Annotated in this window: 18 protein-coding genes; 8 read left to right on the plus strand and 10 right to left on the minus strand. The window is 70.0% G+C overall.

Annotation, left to right across the window (positions count from 1 at the left end; all coding sequences use genetic code 11):
• Positions 1 to 329: 329 nt before the first annotated feature.
• From ACS5PK_RS16165 to ACS5PK_RS16175, 3 genes are read left to right on the plus strand one after another with little or no spacing between them, the layout of a single operon-like run.
• Positions 330 to 1637 carry an ABC transporter substrate-binding protein gene (locus ACS5PK_RS16165; RefSeq protein WP_439441282.1) on the plus strand — a complete coding sequence of 436 codons (1308 nt, stop codon included), beginning with the start codon at positions 330 to 332 and terminating at the stop codon, positions 1635 to 1637.
• The gene (locus ACS5PK_RS16170) at positions 1634 to 2350 is read left to right on the plus strand and encodes a response regulator (RefSeq protein ID WP_439441283.1); all 717 of its coding nucleotides are present in this window, start codon (positions 1634 to 1636) and stop codon (positions 2348 to 2350) included. Before ACS5PK_RS16165 ends, ACS5PK_RS16170 begins: the two co-directional genes overlap by 4 nt.
• Complete coding sequence (locus ACS5PK_RS16175) at positions 2340 to 3914, plus strand: ATP-binding protein (protein ID WP_439441284.1); 1575 nt, start codon at positions 2340 to 2342, stop codon at positions 3912 to 3914. The genes ACS5PK_RS16170 and ACS5PK_RS16175 overlap by 11 nt, the downstream gene beginning before the upstream one ends.
• A 17-nt stretch (positions 3915 to 3931) precedes the next feature.
• On the opposite strand, the gene ACS5PK_RS16180 is transcribed toward ACS5PK_RS16175, so the two are convergent.
• From ACS5PK_RS16180 to ACS5PK_RS16195, 4 genes are all read right to left on the minus strand, one after another.
• Positions 3932 to 4489 carry a cytochrome b gene (locus ACS5PK_RS16180; RefSeq protein ID WP_439441285.1) on the minus strand — a complete coding sequence of 186 codons (558 nt, stop codon included), beginning with the start codon at positions 4487 to 4489 and terminating at the stop codon, positions 3932 to 3934.
• 100 nt (positions 4490 to 4589) lie between these two features.
• Complete coding sequence (gene gluP, locus ACS5PK_RS16185; RefSeq protein ID WP_439441286.1) at positions 4590 to 5945, minus strand: glucose/galactose MFS transporter; 1356 nt, start codon at positions 5943 to 5945, stop codon at positions 4590 to 4592.
• Positions 5946 to 6076: 131 nt separating this feature from the next.
• The gene (locus tag ACS5PK_RS16190) at positions 6077 to 8674 is read right to left on the minus strand and encodes a TonB-dependent receptor (protein ID WP_439441287.1); all 2598 of its coding nucleotides are present in this window, start codon (positions 8672 to 8674) and stop codon (positions 6077 to 6079) included.
• 203 nt (positions 8675 to 8877) lie between these two features.
• Positions 8878 to 9789: a LysR family transcriptional regulator gene (locus tag ACS5PK_RS16195; protein ID WP_439441288.1), complete on the minus strand. Its 912-nt coding sequence runs from the start codon at positions 9787 to 9789 to the stop codon at positions 8878 to 8880.
• A 98-nt stretch (positions 9790 to 9887) separates the two neighbouring features.
• On the opposite strand from ACS5PK_RS16195, the gene ACS5PK_RS16200 reads away from it, so the two are divergent.
• Positions 9888 to 10898: an MBL fold metallo-hydrolase gene (locus tag ACS5PK_RS16200; RefSeq protein WP_439441289.1), complete on the plus strand. Its 1011-nt coding sequence runs from the start codon at positions 9888 to 9890 to the stop codon at positions 10896 to 10898.
• Position 10899: 1 nt separating this feature from the next.
• Here the strand turns inward: ACS5PK_RS16200 and ACS5PK_RS16205 are convergent, their stop codons facing one another.
• From ACS5PK_RS16205 to ACS5PK_RS16215, 3 genes are read right to left on the minus strand one after another with little or no spacing between them, the layout of a single operon-like run.
• Positions 10900 to 11430 (minus strand): DUF523 domain-containing protein, encoded by a 531-nt coding sequence (locus ACS5PK_RS16205; RefSeq protein WP_439441290.1) that lies wholly within the window; start codon positions 11428 to 11430, stop codon positions 10900 to 10902.
• A 6-nt stretch (positions 11431 to 11436) separates the two neighbouring features.
• Entirely contained in the window at positions 11437 to 12189 is a 753-nt protein-coding gene (gene fabG / locus ACS5PK_RS16210) for a 3-oxoacyl-ACP reductase FabG (protein WP_439441291.1), read from the minus strand.
• The gene (locus tag ACS5PK_RS16215) at positions 12186 to 12794 is read right to left on the minus strand and encodes a YqiA/YcfP family alpha/beta fold hydrolase (RefSeq protein ID WP_439441292.1); all 609 of its coding nucleotides are present in this window, start codon (positions 12792 to 12794) and stop codon (positions 12186 to 12188) included. The genes fabG and ACS5PK_RS16215 overlap by 4 nt, the downstream gene beginning before the upstream one ends.
• A 223-nt stretch (positions 12795 to 13017) precedes the next feature.
• Between ACS5PK_RS16215 and ACS5PK_RS16220 the strand changes: the two genes are divergently transcribed.
• Together ACS5PK_RS16220 and nadB are read left to right on the plus strand one after the other, a co-directional pair.
• Positions 13018 to 15687, plus strand: coding sequence for a zinc-dependent metalloprotease (locus ACS5PK_RS16220; protein WP_439441293.1), 2670 nt, complete (start codon positions 13018 to 13020; stop codon positions 15685 to 15687).
• A gap of 371 nt (positions 15688 to 16058) precedes the next feature.
• Positions 16059 to 17660, plus strand: a complete 1602-nt coding sequence (gene nadB / locus ACS5PK_RS16225) for an L-aspartate oxidase (RefSeq protein ID WP_439441294.1) — start codon at positions 16059 to 16061, stop codon at positions 17658 to 17660.
• 111 nt (positions 17661 to 17771) lie between these two features.
• Here nadB and ACS5PK_RS16230 read toward each other — a convergent pair whose 3' ends face one another.
• The 3 genes from ACS5PK_RS16230 to ACS5PK_RS16240 all read right to left on the minus strand — a co-directional run bounded on the left by ACS5PK_RS16230 (position 17772) and on the right by ACS5PK_RS16240 (position 20400).
• Complete coding sequence (locus ACS5PK_RS16230) at positions 17772 to 18071, minus strand: late competence development ComFB family protein (RefSeq protein ID WP_439441295.1); 300 nt, start codon at positions 18069 to 18071, stop codon at positions 17772 to 17774.
• Between the two features lie 169 nt (positions 18072 to 18240).
• Positions 18241 to 19356, minus strand: a complete 1116-nt coding sequence (nadA, locus tag ACS5PK_RS16235; RefSeq protein WP_439441296.1) for a quinolinate synthase NadA — start codon at positions 19354 to 19356, stop codon at positions 18241 to 18243.
• 174 nt (positions 19357 to 19530) lie between these two features.
• Complete coding sequence (locus ACS5PK_RS16240) at positions 19531 to 20400, minus strand: AraC family transcriptional regulator (protein ID WP_439441297.1); 870 nt, start codon at positions 20398 to 20400, stop codon at positions 19531 to 19533.
• 69 nt (positions 20401 to 20469) lie between these two features.
• Between ACS5PK_RS16240 and ACS5PK_RS16245 the strand changes: the two genes are divergently transcribed.
• The gene (locus ACS5PK_RS16245) at positions 20470 to 21717 is read left to right on the plus strand and encodes an MFS transporter (protein ID WP_439441298.1); all 1248 of its coding nucleotides are present in this window, start codon (positions 20470 to 20472) and stop codon (positions 21715 to 21717) included.
• Positions 21718 to 21802: 85 nt separating this feature from the next.
• Positions 21803 to 23527 carry a thiamine pyrophosphate-binding protein gene (locus tag ACS5PK_RS16250; RefSeq protein WP_439441299.1) on the plus strand — a complete coding sequence of 575 codons (1725 nt, stop codon included), beginning with the start codon at positions 21803 to 21805 and terminating at the stop codon, positions 23525 to 23527.
• The last annotated feature ends 24 nt before the right edge of the window (positions 23528 to 23551 follow it).

Consider the following 23551-nt stretch of genomic DNA (forward strand, 5'->3'; position numbering starts at 1 on the left):
GCCAGCCTAGCCCATCGTCATGACAGCCGCAGCCTTGCGCTGCCACCGGCACAAGCCCTGGCGAGGCGCAAGCCGATGCAGGGCTTACGCTTCATTACGAGTTTCTTGCCCGCTGTGCGAACAAGGGGGCGTCTGCCGCGCCAGGCGCAGGCGTTTGGTCGAGAAACTCCCAAGCCGGGCAGCGGCCTGTGGCCGGGAGAATCGTGACAAGGTCCGCGACGGGAAGGTCTGTGTCTTACAGAAGCTCACGAAAGTCCAACAAAACGTCAGCCGGCTCCAGCAGCGGCGCCGGCAAGATGCGGCGCATGTTGTGGGCGGCTGCTTTGCCAATGAGCTTGTGGTCGGCGTTGCCGGTGATCGCAGCGCCGGCACCGGCGCCCGCGTCGGCGGCGGTGGCAGAGGCCCCCGGCGAGCTGACGGTTCTGCATTGGTGGACCTCTGCCAGCGAACGGGCCGCTGCCAACCATGTGGCCGCCCGCCTGGCCGAGCAGGGCCTGCGCTGGGTGGACAGCGCCGTGGCCGGCGGCGGCGGCGGGCCGGCCGTCAAGGTGCTCAACGAGCGCATCTTGCGGCGCATGGCGCCCAAGGTGGCCCAGCTCAACGGCCAGTCCATGAACGAGTGGGCCGACATGGGCCTGCTGCTGGAGCTGGACGCCGTCGCCCAGCGCAAGGGCTGGGCCCGCACGCTCTTCCCCCAGGTCCTGAGCCAGCTGAGCGTGCGCGAGCACATCGTTGCCGCGCCGTTGGGCATCCATCGCATCAACAACCTCTACCTGAACCTGGTGGTCTTTCGCCAGCATGGCATCGAGCCGCCCACCGACTGGGCGGGCCTGGCCCGGGCCGCGGCGCGCCTGCGCTCGGCCGGCGTCACGCCCGTGGCCTTCAGCGATGAGCCCTGGCAGGTGGCCACGGTGTTCGAGGCCCTGCTGCTGGGTGAGGCCGGCCCGCAGCTGTACCGGCGCATGATGGTGCAGCAGGAGTGGCAGGCCTTCGAGGACCCGGCACTGGAGCGCGCCTTCAGACGCCTGCGCGAGTGGCGCGGCCTCGCGCTGCCGGCCAGCGCTGCCACGGGTGCCGCTGCCGGCGGCGGCGAGCGCCCCTGGACCGAGCTGGTGGCCGACTTCGCCACCGGCCGCGCCGCGATGCTGATCACGGGCGACTGGGCCCGCGGCGAACTGGGCGCCCTGGGCCTGGAGGGCGGCCGCGACTTCGACTGCCGGGCCGTGCCCGGCACGGCCGCGGTGCACCTCTTCAGCATTGACACCCTGGCCATGCTGGCCGGCGATCGCAGCGCCCAGCCCGAGCAGGAGAAGATGGCCGAGCTGCTGGCCAGCGCCACGCTGCAGCTGGGCTACAACCGAATCAAGGGCTCGGTGCCTGTGCGCAAGGATGTGCCCGTGGACGAGCTGGATCCTTGCGCTCAGCAGTCCTACCGCCTCTTCGCGTCCCCCGCCACGCCGCGCGTGCCCAGCCTGGTGCATCGCATGGCTTTTGGCGAGGTGGGCAAGAACGCCCTGATCGAAACCGTCCACCGCTTTGCGCTGGACCCCGCCCAGACGCCGGCGGCCGCGCAGCGCAGGCTGCTGGGCCTGCTGCGCGCCCTGACTCCCAAGCCCTCCCGATCCGCCGCGCCATGAACCGCACCATCCTGATCGTCGACGACGACCAGAAGATCCGCACCCTGCTCAAGACCTACCTCGAGAAGAACCAGTACGAGGTGCTGCTGGCCCACGACGGCGCCAGCTTCATGGCGGAGTTCGAACGCCACCGCGAGCAGATCAGCCTGTGCATCCTGGACGTCATGCTGCCGGACATCGAGGGCTTCGCCCTGTGCCAGGCGGTGCGCCGCCGCTCCGACGTGCCGGTAATCATGCTGACCGCCAGCGCCGAGGAAACCGACCGCATCGTGGGCCTGGAGCTGGGTGCCGACGACTATCTGGGCAAGCCCTTCAACCCGCGCGAGCTGCTGGCCCGCATCAAGGCCATCCACCGGCGCTCCGGCCAGGAGCGCAGCCAGCCGGCACGCTTCTTCCGCTTCAACGGCTTCACGCTGGACGTGCTGGAGCGCAGTCTGGTGGACCCCGACGGCCAGTCCTCGCCTCTGTCCGGCATGGACTTCCAGCTGCTGAAGCTGCTGGTGGAGCACCCCGGCCAGGTGCTGGACCGCAGCCGTCTGGCCGAGGTGACCCGCGGCCGCGACCTGGGGCCGCTGGACCGCTCCCTGGACGTGCAGATCAGCCGCCTGCGCCAGCGCTTGCGCGACGACGGCAAGCAGCCGGCGCTGATCAAGACTGTGCGGGGCTCGGGCTATGTCTTCGCCAGTACCGTCCAGGTGAGCGATGCGGCCTGAGGCCGGCGCACGCTGGATACCGCCGGCAGGCATCCAGCGCGCGCTGGCCTTCTTCCTGGACAGCCTGCAGGGCCGCTTCGTGCTGGCCATGCTGGGGGGACTGGCCCTGGTCCAGCTGCTGGTCAATCTGCTGTGGTACCACCAGCTGGAGCAGCGCACGCGTCGGCAGGTCGAGCTGGCGGCCCACCACCTGGCCAGTGGTGCCCAGGGCGCGGTGCGCGGCCTGCGCGAGCTGCCGGCGGCCTACCGCCCGCTGCTGATCGAGCAACTGCGCACCATGGGCGGCACGCGCTTCCTGGTCTTCATCAACACGGCGGCGGTGGCGGTCCGGCCCCTGCCCGGACCGCCGGTGGTCCGCGAGCTGGAGGCGTCCCTGCAGCGGGAATTGCACGCCCGCCTGGGGCGGCAGGCGCCTTTGCGGGTGACGCTGGCATCGCCCCTGGGTCTGAGTGTGGGGCCGCAGGGCGGGCTGCTTTCGGACCTGCCGGAGAGCTGGGTCGACCCCTCCTTGCTGGCGGCCGACCGGCCCGCGCCCTTCGTCGTGATCCAGCTGGAGACCGAGCCGGGGCAATGGCTCTACCTCAGCAGCACGCTGCCGGATCCCTTTCTGCTGGAACAGCTGGAGTTCTTCACCTGGCAGCGCATGGCCCCGCAAGGCCTGACCCTGGCGCTGGCCCTGCTGCTGAGCCTGGCAGCCTCGCGGACGCTCACGCGGCCCCTGCGCGGCCTGAGCCAGGCGGCGGCGCGCGTGGGGCACCGCTCCGTGCCGCAGCCCTTGCGGGTCAGCGGCACGGCCGAGGTGCGCCAGGCCACGCAAGCTTTCAACGAGATGCAGGAGCGTATCCGTCGCTACCTCAGTGACCGTGAGCGGCTCTTCGCCTCCATCTCGCACGACCTGCGCACGCCCATCACCCGCTTGCGTCTGCGCAGCGAGCTGCTGGATGACGAGGCCGTGCAGGATGAGTTCCACGAGGATCTCGACGAGCTGGACCTCATGGTCAAGACGGCCCTGCAGATCGTCAAGGACACCGATATCCACGAGAACCGCGTGCCCGTGCGCATCGACCTCGTGCTGCAGAAGATGGTGCGCGATGCCCGCATGGCCGGCCAGCGCATCGAGTTGAACGAGCGGCCTTTGACCGTCTTCGGCAAGCCCCTGGCCCTGAAGCGGGCCCTGGGCAATCTGCTGGACAACGCGGTGTTCTATGGTGGTGCCAGTGCGGCCAGCGGCGGGGCGGTGGAAGTGCGCATGCAGGCCGGCCCAGAGGGTCAGGTCTTGCTGACCGTTCGTGACCATGGCCCCGGCGTGCCGGAACAGGCCTTGCACCAGCTGGGCCAGCCCTACACCCGCCTGGCGCATGGCCGCCAGGCGCGCGAGGAGGGCTTGGGGCTGGGCCTTTCCATCGTGCGGGACATCGTGGCCGACCATGGCGGCCACCTGCAGTTCCGCAACCATCCTGAGGGAGGCCTGGAGGTGCGGCTGAGCCTGCCGAGCCCGGCTGATGTGATGGATGGGGTGGCGGATGGGTTGACGGACGGGGCAACCGGATCTGCGCCGGGCTGAGCGGTCGCCCGCCGCGCTCAGCCGTCCTTGCGGCCCAGCATGCGCAGCAGGGTGCGGTCGCGATCAATGAAATGGTGCTTCAGCGCCGCCAGCACGTGCAGGGCCACGAGCAGCAGCAGCAGGTAACCCAGCCAGTGGTGGGCCTGATGGCCCAGCTCGGCCAGCGTGGCGTTGTAGGGCAGAACCTCGCCGGGCTTGGCGGGATCGTCCTGGTGCGGCACCAGGGTCAGACCGAAGACGCCGAAGCCGTGGCCGCTGGCGCCGGAGAACACCATGCCGCTCAAGGGCATCAGCAGGGTCAGGGCCAGCAGGATTCCATGGGCCCAGCGGGCGGCGCGCTGCATCGCGGGCGAGGTGGGCTGCACCGGCCCGGGCAGGCCCAGGCGCAGGCGCTGGACCAGGCGTACGGCGATGAAGAGCAGGGCGATCACGCCCAGCGACTTGTGCCAGGGGTACAGCGCCCAGGTCTCGCTGCGGCTCATGTAAAGGCCCACGCCGGCCAGGCCCAGCATCAGGGCGGCGACAAGCCAGTGCAGCAGGCGGCTGGAGGGCGGCAGCGGGTCATGTTCGGCCATGGCGTGGGTCCTGTGATGGTGGCCTGCGAGTCTAGCGAGGCTGTTGCGGCAGGAGGCGGCCCTGTGTGCGTCCAGCGCATCAGGCCTGCGTGCCCCCGCCTCAGCTCTGCTGCCCCGGCCAGTGCCGCAGGCGGTGCCCCACGAGGGCGTAGAGGAGGATCAGCGCATAGCAGGGCAGCATCATCCAGTAGGCGCCCTGGCCGCCCAGGCTGTCGCTGAGCCGGCCGTACAGCATGGGCAGCAGGGCGCCCCCGGCGATGCCCATGATCAACAGGGCCGATCCGGCCGCGGTGTAGCGGCCCAGCCCCTCCAGTGCGAGCGGCCAGATGGCTGGCCAGACCAGGGCATTGGCCAGGCCCAGCAGGGCGAGGCACAGCACGGCATCGGGCACAGGAGGCACGCCCAGCCAGCCCAGCAGCATGCTGCTCCAGCCCGTCGCGCTGCCGGAGCTGCTGGCCACGCCGACCACGCACAGCAGGCCCAGCGCCGCCGACCCTGCCAGGGCCCGGGCCTGGCTCAGCACGCGCGGGATCAGCAGCACGCCCAGGAGGTAGCCCAGCACCATGAAGGCCATGGTGTAGGAGGTCAGCACGGCGTAGTGCGGCACGCCCAGCTGCTGGCCGAAGAGGCCGATGGTGTCGCCCGCGATCACCTCCACGCCCACATAGCCGAAGAGGCTGAGGGCGCCCAGCACGGCCTGCGGGAAGCGCAGCACGCCCAGGGCGCCGGTCTCGCTGCGGCCAGTGGTGGAATCCGGCTCCAGCGCGGGCTCCGGCACCGGCGCCAGCTGCACGATCCCCATGAAGAGCAGCAGCGCCACGGCCATCACCGCATAGGGGTAGATGAGGCGCGAGGCCAGCTCCATGCGCAGCAGCGCCTGCGCCGCGGGATCCAGCTGGGCTAGCTCGGTGTGGGCATAGGGGCCTATGCCCCCCAGGATCAGGGCCGAGAAGACCAGGGGCACGACGATGCCAGCCCCCTTGTTGAACAGGCCCATGACGCTGATGCGCATGGCAGCGCTCTCGCGCGGGCCGATGCAGACGATGTAGGGGTTGATGGCCGTCTGCATCAGCGTCATGCCCGTGGCCAGGGTGAAGAGCGCCAGCAGGAAGAGGCCGTACTGCGCGCTCTGCGCCGCGGGGATGAAGAGCCCCGCGCCTGCGGCCATGACGCCCAGGCTGAGGGTCATGCCGCGCTTGTAGCCGGTGCGCTGCAGCAGCAGCGCAGCCGGCAGCGCCATCACGGTGTAGGCGATGTAGAAGGCGAAAGTCACCCAGAGGGCCTGGAAGTTGCTCAGGCGGCAGACCAGCTTCAGGAAGGGGATCAGCGAGCCGTTGAGCCAGGTGACGAAGCCCAGGATGAAGAACATCAGGGCGATGAAGCCCATGGCCAGCAGGACCGAGGGGCCCTGTGCGAGGGCCATGGGGCGCGGAGCGGTGGGGGTCTTGGCGTGCATGGTGTTGGTGCGTCTGGTGATGCGGGCACGGCGCCGCTGCCCGGCCAGCGGACGGGCAGCACGCGGCCGGCCCCCCGCCGCCTGGCGCAGGGGCGGAGGGCCTGGCACGAGGTGGCAGGTCTTGCCGGCGATCAGAACTTGGCGCGCAGGCCGATGCTGTAGCGGGCGCCGTTCTCGTAGACGCCGATGGGCAGGCCGTCGGCGGTGTTGCTGCGGATGACCTCGTTGTTGAGGTTCACCGCGCTGGCATAGACCGCCAGCTTCGGCGTGACGTCGTAGGCGGCCGAGGCGTCCCACTGGCCGTAGGCGCTGTTGACGACCTGGCCGCCCATCTGCACGTCGCCATAGGACTTGGAGCGGTAGTTGTAGGACAGGCGCAGCGTCAGCCCGTGGCGCTCGTAGTAGCCGCTGAGGTTGAGCTGGTCGCGCGAGTTGCCCAGCACCTTGAGGCGCGGCTGGCCCGCCACGGCGCCGGCCACGGCGTCGGTGAAGGTGTAGTTGACGACAGTGCCGAAGCCGCTGTGGCCGAAGGGCTGCTGCCATTGGAGCTCGAAGCCCTTGATGTCGGCACCGTTGTCGGCGTTGTAGGGGCGCTCGACATTGAGCGTCTCGCCGCCCACCAGCTCCTGCCTGGAGGCCTTGTAGGTGAAGGTGTCGAGCTTCTTCACGAACAGGGTGGCGGCCAGCAGCGAGGCGTCGGCGTAGTACCACTCGGCGCCGATCTCGGCCTGATTGGCATGGACGGGCTTGAGCAGCGGGTTGCCGGCATAGGCGCGTGTCAGCACCGTGCCGTCGCGGCGCAGGCCAGGGCTCAGCAGGTCGAAGGTCTGGCGCGCCATGGCCTTCCCGATGGCGCCACGGACGATGACCTCCTTGCTCCAGTCGTAGATCACGTTGAGGCTGGGCAGGGCGTCGTTGTAGCGGTGGGTCTGGCTGAGGGGCGTGAAGGTCTTGTCGGCATTGCCCTGGTAGCCCTCGGAGGTCTGCCGGGTGCGCACCAGGCGCAGGCCCACGTCACCATGCCAGCGGCCGCTGGCGAAGTCGGCCTTGACATAGCCGGCCGTGATGCGCTCCTTGATGGTGTAGTGCTCGTTGAGCAGCTCGCGGTAGACCATGGCCTTGTCGTACATGGGGATGGCTTTGCTGGCGACCAGGCCGTCGTCGAACCAGGCGTACTGGGTCAGCGCATCGGCCGTGGCAGCAGCCTGGCTCAGCTGGGGCGAGGGCCCCGTCGACAGATCGGCCAGCGAGAAGGACTGCCAGCCCGCGGAGCCCGGCTTGGCCTCGCCCTGGGTGCGCTGGTTGCGCAGGGTGTTGTCGCGCAGCTTGAGGCCCAGCTTGAGCGTGTTGAAGAAGTTCTCGCCCAGGTCCCAGCTGAGGTCGGCCTGGCCGTAGTGCTCGCGGCTTTCCATGCGGCGGATGCGGTCGTCGCCGGCTTTCAGCGTCAACGCCTTGGGGTCCAGGGGCTTGATGTCCAGGTACTTCACGCCGTAGTGGTCGGGGCCCAGGCTGATCTGCGTGCGGGTGTCGCCTTCCATCCAGAAGTGGCGGTCATGCGAGCTGCCGCCTTCGCTGGAGGTGGCGCCCAGTTGGCCGTGGAGCTTCCAGCGGCCGCCCTGGTAGCTGCCGTCCAGATCGGCCAGGCGGGACCTCACGTAGGACTCCCGGTAGATGGGCTCGAAGGACACCCCGGTCCTGGGGCCCACGGTGCCACCCACCAGGGCCTTGCTGCCGTCGCTGACGGTGATGAAGCGCGGGTCGGTGACTGAGACCACGCCCTTGTCCGCCAGACCGCCTACCTGCCAGAGGTAGTTCTGGTTGTTGTTGTTCATCTTCATGTCCGAGTCCATGAGATTCAGGACGATGTCGGTCTGTGCACTGGGCTGCAGTTGCACGGCCAGGTTGGCGGTGCTGCGCTCGCGTTCCTGGCGGAAGATGGCCGAGCCGCCGCCCCAGGAGGCGTAGGCCTTGGTGATGGCGCCGGTCTGGTCCTTGATGTCGTAGGCACCGTCCGGGAACATCTCCAGGCCGTCGCGGCGCATGGTGCGTTGCTGCCGGCTCAGCGCCAGCAGCACCCCCACCGTCTTGTCGGCAGACCGCCAGTTCAGCAGGCCGTTGAGCTGCGGATCGGTCCTGCCGGGCAGCTTGCTATAGAGGGCTTCCGCCGAGGCTTGCAGGGTCAGTGCGTCCTTGAAGTCCAGGGGGCGGCGCGTCCTGACGATCACCAGGCCGCCGATGCTGCCTTCATCGAGGTCGGCCGAGGGGCTCTTGTAGACCTCCAGGCTGCCGACGATCTCGGAGGGCAGGACGTCGTAGTTGAAGCTGCGGGTCTGCGCCTCGTTGAGCCACCACTCCGAGGAGGCTACGGCCTGCCCGTTGAGCTGGGTCATGTTGAGGTTCTTGTCCGTGCCGCGCACGAAGATGGCCTTGCCTTCGCCCCAGATGCGGTCCACCGAGATGCCGGGCACGCGCTGCAGGGAGTCGGCGACGTTCTTGTCGGGGAACTTGCCCACGTCCTCGGCGCTGATGGTGTCGACGATGTTCTGGGCCTCGCGCTTCTCGGCCAGGTTGCGCTTGAGCGTGGCGCGCACGCCGCGCACCTCGACCTGCTCAAGGGTGTTGGCGGTGGGGGCTGGAGGCTCGTCTGCAGCCAGCGCAGGGGCGGTGGCCAGGGAGGCCAGCGCCAGCAGGCTGGGGCGCAGGCGTCGGGGATGGCGTGGGATGGGCATGGGTTGTCTCCTGTTCTTGTCGGGGTACGCCTCTGGATGCCGGCCGGGCCATCGAGGTGCCAGCGCAATGTAGGGCGCACGCCGGGCCGTCACGGCAGGGCGTTGCGCTTTGTTGGACTACATTGCATCGGCCTTACATTGACCACGCGCTTTGACAGCCGCAGCCAGGGGATGACCCTGAAGCTGCGCGGGCCGGGGCGGCCTCAGCGCACGCCGGGCGTCTGGCGCAGCAGCTCGAACTCGGTGCTGATCAGTGCGGCCACGTGCCGCACGCGGGGCAGGTCGGCTGAGCGCTGGTGGCTGACGAGGAACAGGTCGCCACGATGCTCGCCCAGCGGCACGGGCAGCTCGACCAGACCTTCCAGCGCGCTGTGGCGGTGCAGGGCGCGGGCCATCACCAGAACGCCAACGCCCGCACGGCAGGCGGCCAACTGCACCAGGTAGTCATCCGAGCTGAAGGCAGGCCGGAAGCCGGGGATTGCGGCGGCCAGGGCCTGGTTCACCTGCTGCTCCTCGTAGGGCGGGGCCCAGGCGATCCAGTCCAGTTGCGCCAGGCCCAGCTGCTGCGGTGGCGCCGGCAGCCGGGCCGCGTAGGCGGGGCTTGCGTAGGCCACGATGGGGCAGCTGATCTGGTCCAGGATCAGCACTTCCTTGTCCGAGGGGCGGCTGGTGCGCAGTGCCAGGTCGGCCTCGCCGCGTGCCAGGTTGAGGGTCTCGATGCCGGACAGCGCCTCCAGCCTCAGCCCCGGCTGCTGCAGCTGCAGCTGCGCGGCCAGCGGGGCCAGCAGCTCGAAGGCCATGCGCGGTGGCGCGGCGACCCGAACCTTGCCCTCCAGGCGTTCGCGGGGGCGGCTCAGGGCGGTGTCTGCCTCCAGTGCCCATTCGGCCATGCGCCGCGCCGATGGCAGCAGGCGCTGGCCGGCGGCCGTCAGGCGGCAGCCCTGGGCCTGGCGCTGGAACAGGGGCTCGCCCACGCTCTCCTCCAGCTCCGCGATGCGGCGCGACAGCGTGGGCTGGGCCAGGCGCAGCTGCCGCGCGGCCGCGCTGAAGCTGCCGGACTCCGCCACGTTCAGGAAGAGCTGGAGGTCGTCCCAGCGCAGGTGCTCGCGTGCCATGAAGCCATCTCTTTTTGCATGGGCCGATCCGGACTTGGCAGATTCCCAAACGGCCCTCACCGTGAAAGCATGCGGCCCATGTTGAACGGGAGGCTAGCATGGGTGATGGAATCATGAAGCAGTCGGCAGCGCATCTGATGCGTCAGTTGAGCGTCTCGGCAAGGCCGCCTCGCTCGCGCCGCTGGCGCTGGGCGGGGCTGGCCATGGCGGCGCTGCTGGGTCTGGCGGGCTGTGCGCCCACCGCGCATCAGATGCAGCAAGAGAGCATGGGCCTGCCGGTGGGCTGGGCGCAGATGGAGGCCCGGCTGGATGAGCCCGGCCCCATCGAGCTGGACACCGTGGCCAGCGCCACCGGCGTCTCTGCCCTGAGCGGCCTGCTCAACCTGGAGCATCCGGCCGCCCGCGCCGTCGGCCTGCAGGACCGCGACGAGCCCATCCAGATCTATCTTCACGTGATCAAGCATCCCAGCCGGGGTGCCTATCTGGTGGACACCGGCGTGGCCCGGGCCCTGATCCAGAACCCCGGTGACTGGGGCCTCAATGCCTTCCTGCGCCGGGCCATGAAGTTCGAGCAGATGCAGCTGTGGAACGCCAGCGGCGATGTGCTGCGCAGCCTGGGCCAGCCGCTGCAGGGCGTGCTGCTGACCCATCTGCACCTGGACCACCTCAGCGGCCTGCCCGACCTGCCGCTGGACCTGCCCCTTTACGCCGGCCCTGGCGAGACCACCGAGCGGCACTGGACCCATCTCTTTGTCCATGGCGCCAGCGACGCCCTGCTCAAGGGCCGTCCCCCGCTGCGGGCCTGGCGCTTCGAGCCGCCGCGGGGGCAGGACCCGTTGGCCGTGCTCGATGTCTTTGGTGACGGCGCCGTCTTTGCCCTTCATGTGCCTGGCCATACCGCGGGCAGCACCGCCTACGTGCTGCGCACCACGCAGGGGCCGGTGCTGCTGGCGGGGGACACCTGCCACACCCGCTGGGGCTGGGACCACGGCGTGGAGCCAGGCGATTTCACCCGGGACGCCGCCCGCAATGTCCACAGCCTTCAGGCCCTGAAGGCACTGGCCGCGCGGCATCCGGGGCTGCGGGTGCGGCTGGGTCACCAGGCTTGAATCAAGCCGGGGCGCCGCCCACCTGCCAGGACACGAGCTCCTGCAGCGCGGCCTGTGCCGCGTCCAGCTCGTGCTCGCTGAAAACCTGCACGCCGTGCTGGCGCAGCAGGGCTGCCGTCAGCCCAAGGCCTGCACGCTTGATGCCGTCGAAGTGGCCTGAGGCGATGCGCTGGCTGCCGCAGGACGGGCTACCCTCCTTGAGCACGGCGATGCGCAGGCCGTGACGCTGCACCAGGGCGAGGGCTGCCGCCGCGCCGGCCTTGAAGGCCTCCGTGGGGTCGCCGCCCTGGGCGTCGCGGATGCGGGCCTGGCCCAGCCAGACTTGCCAGCCCTGGGAGCCGGCCTCGATCTCCGCCGGTGGCCGCGGCACCGGGAGGCCGCCCGCCAGCTCGGGGCACAGTGGCAGCAACAGCCCGGCCGCCTGCCACTGGTCCAGCAGCGCCGAGCGCAGCTCCTGCGCGCGGCCGTCGTAGCGCACCGGCGCGCCCAGCAGGCAGGCGCTGACCAGGATGCGGGGCCGTGCCTCAGCCATGGGCGCTCAGACCGTCAGCCCGCCGGAGACCTCCAGCACCGCGCCGTTGACGTAGCTGGCCTCGTCGCTGGCCAGGAAGGCGTAGACATTGGCCACCTCGGCCGGGCTGCCCAGGCGGCGCAGGGGCACCTCCTCCTGCATCTGGCCCAGCACCTTGTCGGGGATGGTGGCGAGGATGGGGGTCTCGATGAAGCCCGGCGCGACCGCGTTGACGCGCACGCCCTTGGGACCCAGCTCGCGGCTCCAGGTCTTGGTGAAGCCGATGACGCCGAACTTGGCGGCCGCGTAGTTGGTCTGGCCGAAGTTGCCGTAGATGCCCACCACCGAGGAGGCATTGAGGATGACCCCGCTGCCTTGCGCCACCATGCCGTCCACCACGGCTTGCGCGCAGTGGAAGACGCCGCGCAGGTTGACGTCGATGACGGCGTCGAACTGCTGCAGGCTCATCTTCTGCAGGCGGGCGTCCTGGGTGATGCCGGCGTTGTTGACCAGCACGTCGACGCGGCCGAAGCGCGCCGTCACCGCGGCCACCATGGCGTCGACCTGGCTGCGGTCCGTGACCGAGAGTGCGAAGCCCCGGGCCTGGGCCCCGGCGGCCTCGCACTGGGCCACGGCGGCGTCGACGGCTTCCTGGCGCAGGTCGCAGACGATGACGACGGCGCCCTCCTGCGCGAATTTCAGCGCCGTCGCCAGGCCGATGCCCTGGCCTGCGCCGGTGATGATGGAGACCTTGCCTTCCAGGCGGCGTGCGGGATTCATAGCTGCAGAAACTCCGTCAGTTCAAAGAGATAGTCGTCGAAATCCGAGAGGCCATGGTCGCTGCCGTCCAGCAGCATGATGCGGCTGCCTTCGTAGCGGGCGTGCATCTCGCGCCAGTCCAGCACCTCGTCGCCCTTGGCGATCACGGCCATCAGTTGCTGCGGGCGATCAATGGAGCCGGGGGGCAGGTCTTGCGCGATGGCGCGCAGCTCGTCCACGAATTCAGGGCGGAAGAAGAAGCGCTCCTGCGGGTCCTGCCAGCAGCTGTGCTCGCCGATGTAGCGGGCGAGGTCCCGGGCCGGATCCACCGCCGGGTTCAGCAGCACGGCGCGGCAGCCGGTGTGCTGCTGAACCCAGGTGGCGTAGAAGCCGCCCAGGGAGCTGCCCATCACGGCCAGGGTGTCGCGCGGCCACGCCTGGATCCGCTCGCGGATCAGCGCGATGGCCTCGCGAGGCGAGGGCGGCAGCTGCGGCGCGAGCCAGGTGAGGTCGGGGCGGTGCTCGCCCACCCATTGCGCCATGCGCTGGGCCTTGGCCGAGCGCGGTGAGGAGCGGAAGCCGTGCAGGTAGAGCAGGTGGGTGCTGCGTGAGGGCGGAGCGTTCATGGCGGCGCAGTCTAGCGCCCGCACGTGACGCGGGCTGTCGGCTGCGCGTCATCGCCGGCCGCTGCAGGGTGTGCGATGAAGCACGGTTTGGCAGGTGCGAGTGGGGTGGGTCTGCATTGACGCCGGATGGCCGCTCTCCACAATGTGCGGCTTGTCGTCGGCCAGGGAGGCACTGCATGAGAGCAGCCGCTGGTGGCCGGCCCGCCCAATGAAAGTGGAACCCATGACCCAGAATCCGTCCCGTGTCCCGGCGCCCCGCCTGAGCCTGCTGGCCCTGGCCGCACTGGCCTTCGCTGGCCAGGCCGCTCTTGCACAAGGCAACGGCGGCACGCCGCCTGCCGCGCCTGCCAGCGCCGCCTCCGCGCCCGCTGCTGCACCCGCCGCTGCATCCAAGCCGCCGGCCGATCCCACGGCGCCCAAGCCCTTCGCCGACGTCATCAAGGACGCCAAGAGCCAGGAAGGTCTGTTCCCCCTCTGGCGCAAGGACGAGAAGGTCTGGATCGAGATCCCCAAGGCCCAACTGAACAAGCCTTTCCTCTTCTCCGTGAACGTGGCCAACGCCGTGGGCGAGCGCGGCCTCTACGCCAGCCAGATGGGCCGCGTCCACCTGGCCGAATGGCGCCGCGTGGGTAACCAGCTGCAGCTGGTGGCCCTGAACACCAAGTTCCGCGCTGAGGGGGGCAACCGCCTGGCCTCGGAACAGGCCTTCTCGCCCAGCCTGCTGGCCGCCTCTCCGGTGGCCAGCGCCGAGCATGCGGAGCGCAAGTCCTTCCTGGTTGATGCGGGCCTGCTCCTGACAGACATCCCGGGCCTGTCCACCCGCCTGGAGTTTGCCTACCGCCTGCCCTACGGACCGGACCGTAGCAACAGCTTCTTCGAGGCCACCCGCGCCGAAGCCGGCCTGAGCACCCTGACGGCGCGCATGCACTTCGCGACGCCCCGCATTCCGGCGCCGCCGCTGACCCCCTCGCCCATCCCCACGCCCAGCGCGCCGCAGGCCACGCCGGATCCGCGCAGCCTGTTCATGAGCTTCGTCTACAGCTTCAAGGCCCTGCCCGAGCAGCCCATGAAGGCCCGCCTGGCCGATCCGCGCCTGGGCCACTTCGCCGAGTCCTACACCGACCTCAGCGAGGACTACAAGCCCAACACCCGCGTGCACCACATCAAGCGCTGGCGCCTGGAGAAGGCGGACGCGAACGCCGCCCTGTCCGAGCCGGTGCAGCCCATCACCTACTGGCTGGACAAGAACATTCCGCCCAAGTACCGCAAGGCCGTGGAGGAGGGCATCCTCGAGTGGAACAAGGCCTTCGAGAAGATCGGCTTCAAGAACGCCATCGTTGCCAAGCAGCAGCCGGATGACGCCGCCTGGGACAATATGGACGCCGGCCACGCCTCCATCCGCTGGTTCGTGGGGGCGGACGTGGGCTTTGCCATCGGCCCCAGCCACGCGGACCCGCGCACCGGCGAGATCCTGGATGCCGACATCGGCATGAGCGACGTCTTCCCCCGCGGCTCGCGCCGTTTCCTGGTGGAGGACGTCACCCGCCCGATGGCCCATGCAGCCCATGGCGACGACGCCGAGGCCTGCCGCTACGCGCAGGAGGCCGGCACCGAGATGGACTTCGCGATGGACGTGCTCGAGGCCCGCGGCGAGATCCAGCCCGACAGCCCCGAGGCCGAGGCCTTCGTGCATGCCGTGATTCGCGACGTGGTCATGCACGAAGTCGGCCATACGCTCGGTCTGAAGCACAACTTCAAGGCCTCCACCACCGTGAGCCAGGCCCAGCTGCTGGACAAGGCCTGGACCGAGGCCCATGGCATCTCCGGCTCGGTGATGGACTACAACGCCTACAACCTCTCGCTCAAGGGCGAGCCGACCGGTGCGCTGACCAACACCACGCTGGGGGCCTACGACTACTGGGCCATCGAGTACGCCTACAAGCCCCTGGCCGCCGAGACCGAGGCGCAGGAGCTGGGCAAGATCGCCGCGCGCAGCACCGAGCCCACGCTGGCCTACGCCGACGATGCCGATGCCGACCTCTTCGGCGGTATCGACCCCCTGGCCAACCGCTTCGACCTGGGCGCCGACCCGCTGGCCTACTACAAGCGCCGCCTGAAGCTCTCGCAGGAGCTGTGGGCGCGCGTGCAGGAGCGCCAGCCCAAGCCCGGTGAGGACCCGCTGCGCCAGCGCCGCGTGCTGCTGGCCGGCTTCAACCAGCTGGCCCGCGCCTCCGAGCTGGTGGGCAAGTACGTGGGCGGCATGTACATGCAGCGCGCGCTGCCGGGCGCCTCCATGCAGCCGGCCTTCAAGCCGGTCGAGCCTGCCCGCCAGCGTGAGGCCCTGGACTTCCTCGCCAAGGGTCTGTTCAGCGCCGACAGCTTCCGTTTCAAGCCTGAGTTCCTCAGCACGCTGACGGTGGACTACAACGAGTGGGAGCGCGCCGGCCCGGTGGACATCCCCGGCGCCGTGGCCCGCATCCAGAACGTGGCCCTGGACCGCCTCTACAGCGCCGGCACCGCTCAGCGCCTGATGGACCTGCCGGGCTTCGTGCCGGCCAAGGACCGCAAGGGCCTGATCTCGCTCAACGAGGTCTATGCCAGCACGCAGGCCGCGGTGTGGAGCGAGCTCAAGACCGGTGGCGAGATCGACCGCCTGCGCCGCAACCTGCAGCGTGAGCACCTGCGTCGCCTCCAGTCGGTGCTGACCCGCGGCGGTGCCCCGGGCGTGATGGCCGATGCCTACGCGCTGGTGCGCCTGCATGCCAACCAGCTGCAGTCTGATCTGCGCGCAGCCGTGGCCCGCGGCGGCCAGTCGGTCGAGACGCGCGCGCACCTGGCGGAATCGCTCGACCTGCTGTCCAACCTGCTGAAGGCCGGCATGCAGCGCAGCTGATCACCGCCTTCCCCCATAAAGCCGGCCCGAGCGACAAGCCCGGGCCGGCTTTTTTTCGACGACAGGCCTCTACGCAGGAGCCATCGATGCAGGGCAGGGTGCTGCCAGAGCCGGGATGCGGGGGCGCGATGGCGCAGGTAAAAGGGGGAGGCCCGCGAAGCGGGACGGAGGACACGGAGCCATCGCGCCCCCGCATCCCGGCGAACGCACGGTCACTGCAGTCCATCGATCCGATCCACGACTCTCTCCCGGCGCCAGCCCCTCGCGATCCCACCCTTTGCCCCCACGCAGCCTCCCCTCCCGCCCCGCTCCTAGAATCAGGCACCTTTTGAGATGACGCCCCCATGACCCGGTGGCGTGCCGAACGATTCATGAGCGCTGCTGCTTCCCAACTTCCCGTGGTCATCGTGGGGGCCGGCCTGGCCGGCCTGACCGTGGCTCTGCACCTGGCGGACCAGGTTCCCGTGATCGTGCTGGCCAAGCGCGAGCTGGGCGAAGCTGCCACGGCCTGGGCCCAGGGCGGCATCGTGGGCGTGCTGGGCAGCGACGACAGCATCGACAGCCATGTGCGCGACACCCAGGACGCCGGCGCCGGTCTGGTGGACGAGGCCACGGCCCGCTTCATCGCCGAGCGCAGCGCCGAGGCCGTGGAATGGCTGGTGCGCCAGGGCGTGCCCTTCACGCCCGAGGCCGGTGGCCCGCTGGGCCTGCACCTCACCCGCGAGGGCGGCCATGCCGTGCGCCGCATCGCCCATGCGGCCGATGCGACCGGCAAGGCCATCCACGAACAGCTGCTGGCCGCCGCCCAGGCCCATCCCAACATCCAGCTGCGCGAGCGCTGGATGGCCCTGGACCTCATCACCTCCCGCCATGTGCAGCGGGACGAGGAGCCCCGCTGCTACGGCCTCTACGCCCTGGACATCGACAGCCGTCGCGTCGAGACGCTTCCCGCGCGGGCCGTGGTCATGGCCACCGGCGGCGCCGGCAAGGTCTATCGCTACACCACCAACCCCGACACCTCCACCGGCGACGGCATCGCCATGGCCTGGCGCGCGGGCTGCCGGGTCGCGAACATGGAGTTCATCCAGTTCCACCCCACCTGCCTCTACCACCCCGAGGAGCGCAGCTTCCTGATCACCGAGGCCTTGCGCGGCGAGGGCGGCTACCTGACCCTGCCCGACGGCACCCGCTTCATGGCCGCCCATGACGAGCGCATGGAGCTGGCGCCGCGCGACATCGTCGCCCGCGCCATCGACTTCGAGATGAAGAAGCACGGCCTGGACCATGTCTGGCTCGATGCCCGCCACCTCGGCGAGGAGTTCCTCAAGAGCCATTTCCCGACCATCCATGCCCGCTGCCTCAAGCTGGGCATCGACATCGCCCGCCAGCCCATTCCCGTGGTGCCTGCCGTGCACTTCACCTGCGGCGGCGTGGTGTCCGACCTGCAGGGCCGCAGCGACCTCCCCGGGCTGTACGCCGTGGGCGAGACCGCCTACACCGGCTTGCACGGCGCCAACCGCCTGGCCAGCAATTCGCTGCTGGAATGCGTGGTGCTGGGCCGCACCTGTGCCGAGGACATCCAGGCACTGACCGTGCTGCCGCCAGCGCCGCTGCCGGCCTGGGACGAGAGCCAGGTCGAGGATGCCGACGAGCAGGTCGTCATCGCCCACAACTGGGACGAGCTGCGCCTGCTGATGTGGAACTACGTGGGCATCGTGCGCACCACCAAGCGCCTGGAGCGGGCCCTGCACCGCATCGCCCTGCTGCGCAGCGAGATCGACGACTACTACGCCAACTTCCGCGTCACCCGCGACCTGCTGGAACTGCGCAACCTCGTGGACTGCGCCGAGCTGATCGTGCGCTCCGCCCTGCTGCGCCACGAGAGCCGCGGCCTGCACTTCAGCCGTGACTACCCTCGCACGCTGCCGGTGAGCTTTCCCACGGTGCTGATCGCCGAACGCTCCCGGCGTTGAGCGGCCGCGCGGCACGGCGCACCGCCGGCCTCATATTGGCCGCATATCGGCCTCACATAGGCTCGCTCATGCGCCGCCATGCCGGAGCGCCGAGGCCGGCGTGAGCGCCGCTCAGCCCGCCTGCTTGGTGCGCAGCGCCAGTCGCGCCTGCACGAAGTTGAAGGCATAGGACACGGCCTCGGCAATGGCCGCGTCGGTCTCCAGGCGCTCGGCCTCGGTCAGGTAGAAGCTGAAGTCCACCGCATGGCGGATGTAGCGCGGGGGCAGGCGGTTCAGGGCCACGCAGGCCACGTCGCAGAGCAGGTCGTCGTCCTTGGCCAGATTGGGGTACTTGGGCGCGCTGGCGATGACGGCGGCGAACACTTCGCGCTCATGGTGGTTGTACAGCGAGGTGAAGTCGACGGAGGACATGAAGTGGCCCTTCTATGGTGTGGACGCTGCAGCCCGGCATGGGCTCAGGCAGCGGGACAGCATAGGCGCTTTATAGCCCCCGCAGCGGCCAAAAAGAAAGCCCCCGGGGACGCAAATCGCGCCTCGCGGGGGCCCGGGCGGTGGGGGCAGGTCTTGCCTGAACCTGCGATCAGGCGGCGCCGATGCCAGGCACCAGTCCCGAGGCCTGGCCGGATACCTGCCTCGCCTTGAGCTGTGCGGTGAAGTCCAGCATGCGGGTGATGCAGGTCTGGGCCTTCTGGCGGGTGGCTTCGTCCACGCTGATCTCGCCCGAGCCCTGCTCCAGGCAGTCGATCACGCCCTGCAGGCCGTTCATGGCCATCCAGGGGCAGTGGGCGCAGCTCTTGCAGGTGGCGCTGTTGCCGGCGGTGGGCGCCTCGATGAGTGTCTTGCCCGGGGCCAATTGGCGCATGCGGTGCAGGATGCCGTTGTCAGTGGCGACGATGTACTCCTGCGCCTTGCCCTCGACCACGGCCTTGATCAGCGCCGAGGTGGAGCCCACCACGTGCGCCTTCTCGACCACGCTGCGTGGGGACTCGGGGTGGACCAGGATCATGGCGTCGGGGTGTTGCTCGCGCAGCAGGTCCAGCTCCAGGCCCTTGAACTCGTCATGCACGATGCAGGCGCCGTTCCACATGAGCATGTCGGCCCCGGTCTGCTCCTGGATGTAGCGGCCCAGGTGCCGGTCCGGCGCCCAGAGGATCTTCTCGCCGCGGGCCTTGAGCTCGCTGACGATCTCCAGCGCGCAGGAGCTGGTGACCATCCAGTCCGCGCGGGCCTTCACCGCGGCGCTGGTATTGGCGTAGACCACCACGGTTCGATCCGGGTGGGCGTCACAGAAGGCGCTGAATGCCTCGGCCGGGCAGCCCAGGTCCAGAGAGCAGGTGGCGTCCAGGTCGGGCATCAGCACGCGCTTCTCGGGGCTGAGGATCTTGGCGCTCTCGCCCATGAAGCGCACGCCGGCCACGACGAGGGTCTGGGCGGCGTGGTCGCGCCCGAAGCGCGCCATCTCCAGCGAGTCCGCTACGCAGCCGCCGGTCTCCAGGGCCAGGTCCTGGAGGTCGCCGTCGACGTAGTAGTGCGCCACCAGCACCGCGCCCTTGGACTTCAGCAGCGCGGCCGCCCGGGCCTTGAGTTCGGCCCGCTGGCCCGGATTCAGCGGCGCGGGCACCTTGGCCCACGCGTGCGCCGTGCAGCTCGCGCCCGCGGCGTCCTGAAGCGTGTAGTCAAACAGCTGTTGTTCCATGCCGGGATTCTAGGTGGCGCCCCGCCCCCCATGCCGCGTCAGGGCCTCTGCGTCCGGGCGGCCACAACGACGAGCGCGCCCGGCGCAGCCGGCGCTTACCGCGCGAACACCGTTGATCCGACCCCGCCAGGCAGCCCGTGCTACCTCCTTGCAGGGCGCAAAGCGCGCAGGGGGTCATGCTTTTGCGAAGAAGCGGCTGGGCGGCATGCCCACGGCACGCGTCACCATGGCGGAGAAGGCGCTGGCGCTGGCGTAGCCCAGCTCCGCGGCGATCAGGTTCATGGGCTTCTTCTGTGCCGCCAGCTGCAGGGCATGGGCCAGTTGCAGCTGCTGGCGCCACTGGCTGAAGCTGGTGCCCAGTTCCTCGCGGAACAGGCGCGAGAGCGTGCGCGCGCTGGCGCCGCACTCGGTGGCCCAGCCTTCGATGTCCGGGTGGCGGGCCGGCTCGGCCATCATGGTCTCGCAGAGGTGGCGCAGGCGCTTGTCATGCGGCAGGCTCAGGCCCAGGTGCAGGCTGCGGGCGCGGCGCAGCTCGTCGATCAGCAACTGGCACAGGGCCTGCTCGCGGGCCTGGTCCAGGGGGCGCTGGGGGCTGTGGTCCGGGATGTTGTCGGGCTCTGTGGCCAGGGCCTGCAGCAGCTCACGCATCAGCGGCGTCACCTCCAGCACCCGGCACTGGGCCCAGGCCTGGGGTCCTCCGGCCAGGCCCAACTGGGTGACGGCGGACTCGTGCACGTACAGCGCCCGCATGTCCGCCCGCTCCACCGCGCTCACGGCATGCACGGTGTGCGGCGGGATCCACACTGCTCGCGAGGGGGGCACCAGGTAGCTATGGCTGCGCTGCGGCCCCTCGGCTTGCACGCGTACCGCACCGACCATGGAGACGGCCAGCTGGGCCCATTCGTGCTGGTGGGGCTGGATGTCCATGTGGTGTTCCATCCAGCGCGCCTTGGCCCGCAGCGGGCGCTCCAGGCTGGGCTTGAAGCGCATCGGGTCCTGCGGCGGTACGCTGCGGCGCTTGCTGGAGAGCTTGACCGAGATCATGGCTGATATTCGAAAGAATCTGTCAGGCTATCGTAACTTCGCCGCCGCGCCCCTGCCTACATTGAGGACATGAATTCCGCAATCCTCACCCCGTCCTCGCCCGACAGCGCCCGGCGCGACCTCGGCACCATCAGCCTGATAGGCCTGGCCCATGGCACCAGCCACTTCTTCCACATGCTGCTGCCGCCGCTGTTCCCGGTCTTCATCCGGGAATTCGGGCTCAGCTATTCGGAGCTGGGCCTGCTGGTCACCACCTTCTTCGTGATCTCGGGTATCGGCCAGGCCCTGGCCGGCTTCCTGGTGGACCGCACGGGCGCGCGGCCGGTGCTGTTCGCGGCGCTGAGCTGCTTCGTGCTGGCCTCCATCGCCGCGGGCACGGCCCATGGCTTTGCAGGCCTGATGCTGGCGGCGGCGCTGGCCGGCCTGGGCAACTCGCCCTTCCATCCGGTGGACTTCACCATCCTCAACAAGCGCGTCTCGCCCCCGCGTCTGGGGCATGCCTTCTCGGTGCATGGCATCTCGGGCAATCTGGGCTGGGCCGGTGCGCCTGTCTTCCTGATCGGGCTGTCCGAGCTGAGCGGGCAGTGGCGCCTGGCCTATCTGGGCACCGCGCTGCTGGCCCTGGCGGTGATGGCTGTGCTGGCGTGGCAGCGCGAGGCCATCGACGACAGCAAGGGCAGCTGGGCCCACGAGAAGCCCGGCCCTGCCGCCGCCGCTGTCAAGGAGGAGCATCCGCTGGCCTTTCTGCGCCTGCCCTCGGTGTGGCTGTGCTTCTCCTTCTTCTTCTTCACGACTGCCGCGCTGACGGCCATCCAGAGCTTTGCCAGCCCGGCCCTGGCGGCCATGTACGGCATCCCCGTGCGCTCCACGGCCTTCGTGGTGACGGGCTACATGCTGGCCGGCGCTGCGGGCATGGTGCTGGGCGGCTTCGTGGTGGCGCGCGGCGCGCAACTGGAGCGCACCATAGGCCTGGCCATGGCCGGCGCCGCGGCCGCCCTGTGCCTCACGGCCACCGGCTGGCTGCCGGTCGGGCCGGCCCTGGTGGTGGCCTCGCTGGCGGGCTTCGGCACCGGCCTGGCCGGGCCCTCTCGGGACATGCTCATCAAGCGTGCCGCCCCGCCCGGCGCCACCGGCCGCGTCTACGGCACGGTCTACTCGGGCCTGGACATCGGCTTCGCGCTCGCGGCCCCGGTCTTCGGCGCGCTGATGGACCATGGTCAGACCCACGGCATCTTCTACGGTGCGGCGATCGCCCTGCTGATGGGCATTGGCGCGGCCTCGCTGGTGGGGGTGGCTCGCCGCATGAGCACCGCCTGATGTGCCCAGGGCGCTAGGGAAAGCCCCGAAGCGGGCCTTGCAACAGCGCAAGACCTGCCCCTCGGGCCGGCGCTACAGTCGCCGCATGACGAAGCAAGCATCCACCCAAGCTGTATCGCGCCTTGCCGGCCACGCGCTGGTCGAGGCCTTGATCGAACAAGGCGTGACCGACGCCTTCGGAGTTCCCGGCGAGAGCTACCTGGCCGTGCTGGACGGCTTTCACGAGCACCGCGAGCGCATCCGCTTCATCGCCTGCCGCCAGGAGGGCGGGGCGGCCTTCATGGCCGAGGCCCAGGGCAAGCTCAGCGGGCAGCCGGGGATCTGCTTCGTGACCCGCGGCCCGGGCGCCACCAATGCCAGCATCGGCCTGCACACGGCCTTCCAGGACTCCACGCCGATGATCCTCTTCATCGGCCAGGTGGCCAGCGACCAGCGTGACCGCGAGGCCTTCCAGGAGGTGGACTACCGCCAGATGTTCGGCCCCGGCACGCTGGGCATGGCCAAGTGGGTGGGCGAGGTGCACGACGCCGAGCGCCTGCCCGAGTACGTGGCCCGCGCCTTCCACACCGCCCTGCAGGGCCGCCCCGGCCCCGTCGTGCTGGTGCTGCCCGAGGACATGCTGACGAAGGAGATCAGCGCCCCGGTCCTGCCCCGCGTGCGCGTGGCCGAGGCCGCGCCCAGTCCGGCGGCCCTGGCCGAGCTGCGCGAGCGCCTGGCCGCGGCGAAGCGCCCCTTCGTGATCGCCGGCGGTGGCGGCTGGACGCCCGACAGCGTGGCCGCCCTGCAGCGCTTCGCTGAAGCCTGGCAGCTGCCCGTGGGCTGCGCCTTCCGCTTCCAGGATCTCTTTGACAATGCCCATCCGCTCTACGCGGGGGATGTTGGCATCGGCATCAATCCCAGCTTGGCTCAACGCGTGAAGGACGCTGACCTCATCCTCGCCATCGGCCCGCGCCTGGGCGAGATGACCACCGGCGGCTACACCCTGCTGCAGGCACCGCTGCCGGACCAGGACCTCATCCACATCCATGCTGGCGCCGAGGAGCTGGGCCGCGTCTATGCGGCCGAGCTGATGATCAACGCCAGCATGCGCTGCGCCGCGCCGGCCCTGGCTGCACTGGCACCGCCTGCCGAGTGCCGCTGGACCGACTGGACGCAGGCCGCGCATGCCGATTACGAGGCCAACCTCGTCGCCCAGCCGGTCGCGCCGCTGGACATGGCCGAGGTCGTCAAGAGCCTCTCCAGCCTGCTGCCCGAGGGCACGGTCTTCACCAATGGCGCGGGCAACTACAGCGGCTGGCTGCACCGCTTCCACCGCTACAGCGGCCTGCACCGGCACGGCCGCACGCAGCTGGCCCCGACCAGCGGCGCCATGGGCTACGGCCTGCCGGCGGCGGTGGCGGCCTCGCTGCTGCAGTCGCGCTGGGTGGTCAATATCGCGGGGGACGGCGACTTCCTCATGAACGGCCAGGAGCTGGCCACGGCCACCGGCTACGGCGCGCGCAAGCTGCTGTGCGTGGTGGTGGACAACGGCACCTACGGCACCATCCGCATGCACCAGGAGCGCGAGTACCCCGGGCGCGTCTCGGGCAGTGATCTCTACAACCCCGATTTCGCCGCGCTGGCCCAGGCCTACGGCTGGGCCTCGCACCGCATCGAGAAGACCGAGGACTTCGAGCCCGCCCTGCGTGCCGCCATCGCGCAGGAGCGGCCCACGCTGTTCCATCTGCGGCTTTCCAGCGACGTCTCGACCAGCCGCAGCACGCTCAGCGCCATCCGCGATGCCGCGCGCCAGCGCCTGGGGCAGGCCTGAACCGGGCCGCGCGCCGTCTGGGAC

The sequence above is a fragment of the Roseateles sp. DB2 genome, assembly GCF_051857535.1.
Taxonomy (GTDB): domain Bacteria; phylum Pseudomonadota; class Gammaproteobacteria; order Burkholderiales; family Burkholderiaceae_C; genus Roseateles_B.

Coding starts and splice junctions, on each gene's coding strand:
- ACS5PK_RS16165 (WP_439441282.1), top strand. CDS start 330: ATGAGCTTGTGGTCGGCGTTGCCGGTGATCGCAGCGCCGGCACCGGCG.
- ACS5PK_RS16170 (WP_439441283.1), top strand. CDS start 1,634: ATGAACCGCACCATCCTGATCGTCGACGACGACCAGAAGATCCGCACC.
- ACS5PK_RS16175 (WP_439441284.1), top strand. CDS start 2,340: ATGCGGCCTGAGGCCGGCGCACGCTGGATACCGCCGGCAGGCATCCAG.
- ACS5PK_RS16180 (WP_439441285.1), bottom strand. CDS start 4,489: ATGGCCGAACATGACCCGCTGCCGCCCTCCAGCCGCCTGCTGCACTGG.
- gluP (WP_439441286.1), bottom strand. CDS start 5,945: ATGCACGCCAAGACCCCCACCGCTCCGCGCCCCATGGCCCTCGCACAG.
- ACS5PK_RS16190 (WP_439441287.1), bottom strand. CDS start 8,674: ATGCCCATCCCACGCCATCCCCGACGCCTGCGCCCCAGCCTGCTGGCG.
- ACS5PK_RS16195 (WP_439441288.1), bottom strand. CDS start 9,789: ATGGCACGCGAGCACCTGCGCTGGGACGACCTCCAGCTCTTCCTGAAC.
- ACS5PK_RS16200 (WP_439441289.1), top strand. CDS start 9,888: ATGGGTGATGGAATCATGAAGCAGTCGGCAGCGCATCTGATGCGTCAG.
- ACS5PK_RS16205 (WP_439441290.1), bottom strand. CDS start 11,430: ATGGCTGAGGCACGGCCCCGCATCCTGGTCAGCGCCTGCCTGCTGGGC.
- fabG (WP_439441291.1), bottom strand. CDS start 12,189: ATGAATCCCGCACGCCGCCTGGAAGGCAAGGTCTCCATCATCACCGGC.
- ACS5PK_RS16215 (WP_439441292.1), bottom strand. CDS start 12,794: ATGAACGCTCCGCCCTCACGCAGCACCCACCTGCTCTACCTGCACGGC.
- ACS5PK_RS16220 (WP_439441293.1), top strand. CDS start 13,018: ATGACCCAGAATCCGTCCCGTGTCCCGGCGCCCCGCCTGAGCCTGCTG.
- nadB (WP_439441294.1), top strand. CDS start 16,059: ATGAGCGCTGCTGCTTCCCAACTTCCCGTGGTCATCGTGGGGGCCGGC.
- ACS5PK_RS16230 (WP_439441295.1), bottom strand. CDS start 18,071: ATGTCCTCCGTCGACTTCACCTCGCTGTACAACCACCATGAGCGCGAA.
- nadA (WP_439441296.1), bottom strand. CDS start 19,356: ATGGAACAACAGCTGTTTGACTACACGCTTCAGGACGCCGCGGGCGCG.
- ACS5PK_RS16240 (WP_439441297.1), bottom strand. CDS start 20,400: ATGATCTCGGTCAAGCTCTCCAGCAAGCGCCGCAGCGTACCGCCGCAG.
- ACS5PK_RS16245 (WP_439441298.1), top strand. CDS start 20,470: ATGAATTCCGCAATCCTCACCCCGTCCTCGCCCGACAGCGCCCGGCGC.
- ACS5PK_RS16250 (WP_439441299.1), top strand. CDS start 21,803: ATGACGAAGCAAGCATCCACCCAAGCTGTATCGCGCCTTGCCGGCCAC.